1 protein-coding gene and 1 pseudogene are annotated in these 2,225 nt (G+C 63.0%); both read right to left on the bottom strand.

The features are described from left to right. Positions 1 to 476 (bottom strand): hypothetical protein (locus GY769_15955; protein MCP4203412.1); only part of this gene is annotated, 476 nt, incomplete at its 3' end. 274 nt (positions 477 to 750) lie between these two features. Continuing rightward, positions 751 to 1,883, bottom strand: a pseudogene (locus GY769_15950) (IS3 family transposase). Positions 1,884 to 2,225: the final 342 nt, after the last annotated feature.

The raw sequence follows: 2,225 nt of genomic DNA, 5'->3' as shown, positions 1-2,225 counted from the left end.
ATCGACACCATCCCCACCTCGTACCCGAGCCGCAGCTTCACCAGCCCCTTTCGGACCTCCAGATAGACCTCCTCGGCGCGGCCCCAGTGGCCGAGGCGGGCTTCCACCACCGCGATCAGCCAACGCAGCTTGAGCTTCGGGTAGGGACGGCCCCAGGCGGTGTTGAGGATCACCAGCGCCGGCTTGAGGTAGCCGTAGGCGACGCGCAGCTCTTCGTCGCTGCCGTAGACGACGGCCCAGTCGACGAGGTTGTGCAGGGCGGCGTAGTAGGGCTTGCGGTCGATCTTGATCGAGACGTGGTTGAGCGCGGCACTCAGATCCTCCAGGCTCTTGCCGGGCTGATCGAACTCGAAGTAGGCATGACCGCGGCACAGCAGGCACTCGCCGAGCTCGTGGCGGTGCACCAGGCTGCCGCGCTTGTGGATGGCGATCGCCTCCTCGATGACCGGGAAGCACTCCGCCCGGCCCCGGAACATGTGGAAGTAGGCCAGGCGCCGCAGGTGCTCGGCGAGAGCCTTGGGCGAGGCGCTCTCCCGGTACTTGCGGGCTTCCCGATATACCGCCCCGGCACGGTCGTAGTCTGGGCCTGCCCCGGTTCGGTGGACAGTTTACAGTTTGGGGACTTCAGACATGATCTCTATCAGTAGGAGGAGGAGGAGTCTGGGATGGAGGCGGAATTTTCAACAGCATATCCGCAGGTTTTCCACTGGTTTTCCACAGATCTTTCCGCAGCTCCTTCTCTGCGGCCAGTTCGAACCGCAGTGGGCTCAAGTATCCCAGAGATGAGTGACGGCGTCGGCGGTTGTACCAGGCCTCGATGAACTCGAAGACCGCACTGCGTGCTTCGGGATGGGTCCGCAACGTCGACCGATCCAGCAGCTCGCACTCCAAGGTCGCGAAGAAGCTCTCGCACATCGCGTTGTCATAGCAGTCGCCCACCGAGCCCATCGAGGGTCGTACTCCGAGCTGATCGCAACGTGTCCCGAAGGCCACAGAGGTGTACTGAGAGCCTTGGTCGGAGTGATGGATCACCCCCTGTGGGCGGCGTTGATCGACGGCCATATTCAGGGCTTCGAGGATCAACTCGGTCCTCAGATGAGGGCGCATGCACCATCCGACGATCCGGCGGCTCCAGACATCAAGAACGACCGCCAGGTACAAGAAGCCGGCCCAGGTCGGGATGTAGGTGATGTCGGCGACCCAGAGCTGGTTCGGACCGTCCGCGCGGAAGTTCCGATCGACCAGGTCCGGTGCCGGCCGGGAACCATCTCGTAGCGTGGTCCAGGCCCGCTTGCGACGACAAACGCCTCTCAAGCCTTCGACTTTCATCAGCCGAGCGACTCGCTTGCGGCCGATATGCTCGCCATCTTCCTCCAGGTCGACATGAATCCGAGGAGCCCCGTAGGTCCCTCGGGACTCGGCATGGAACCGGCGGATCTTGGCCCGCAGTTGGTCATTCTTCTGCGCACGAGCCGATGGCTCTCGGTGGCGCCACGCATAGTAGCCGCTGGTGGAGATCTCCAGCACCTGGCACATCGTGACGACCGCATGATCGGCCCGGTTCGCACTTACGAATTCGAACCCCGCGACGGGATCGATCCGGTCTCCTGTGCGAACCAGGCCGCGGCTTTTTTTAGGATCTCTCGCTCTTCGCGCAGCCGCCGGTTCTCCCGGCGGAGCCGACGCAGCTCCTCGCGCTCGGCGGTGGTCAGGCCATCTTGGCGACGGCCCTCATCTCGATCCGCTTGCCCGAGCCAGTTCCGGATCGTCTGCGCGGACGGTTCGTACTCCTTCGACAGCGCCTCCGGAGTCTGACCCGAGCGAGCCAGTCGAAGCATCTCTTCTCGGAACTCGCGCGGGTATGGGGGACGGGATCTCGGCATCGTGTGACCTCCTTTGCTCGCAAGAGCATATGTGTCCACGAAACCGGGGCAACTTCAGTCGCGGCGCCGTACCCGGGCGTTTGCATGACGGCGGGAAGGGAAAGCGCTGTTGCCGCGGCGGCCGGCCCGCTTGAGAGTGCCAACCGTTAGACAAGATAGAAAAACCGCGTATCCTGCCCGCGTGCGCAAGACAGGAGACAGAAAAGCCGTGTGTCCTGCCCGCTTGAGAGTGCCAAGCGATAGATAAACCGCGTGTCCTGCCCGCTTGAGACCGACAAGAGCTGGACAAAGGGCGTTGTTCTGACCTCTTGATAATCTCAAGGGTTAGACTAACGGCGTGTT

This window comes from bacterium (assembly GCA_024224155.1).
Classification (GTDB): Bacteria; Acidobacteriota; Thermoanaerobaculia; order Multivoradales; family JAHEKO01; genus CALZIK01.
This window is presented reverse-complemented; position numbering and strand designations above follow the sequence as displayed.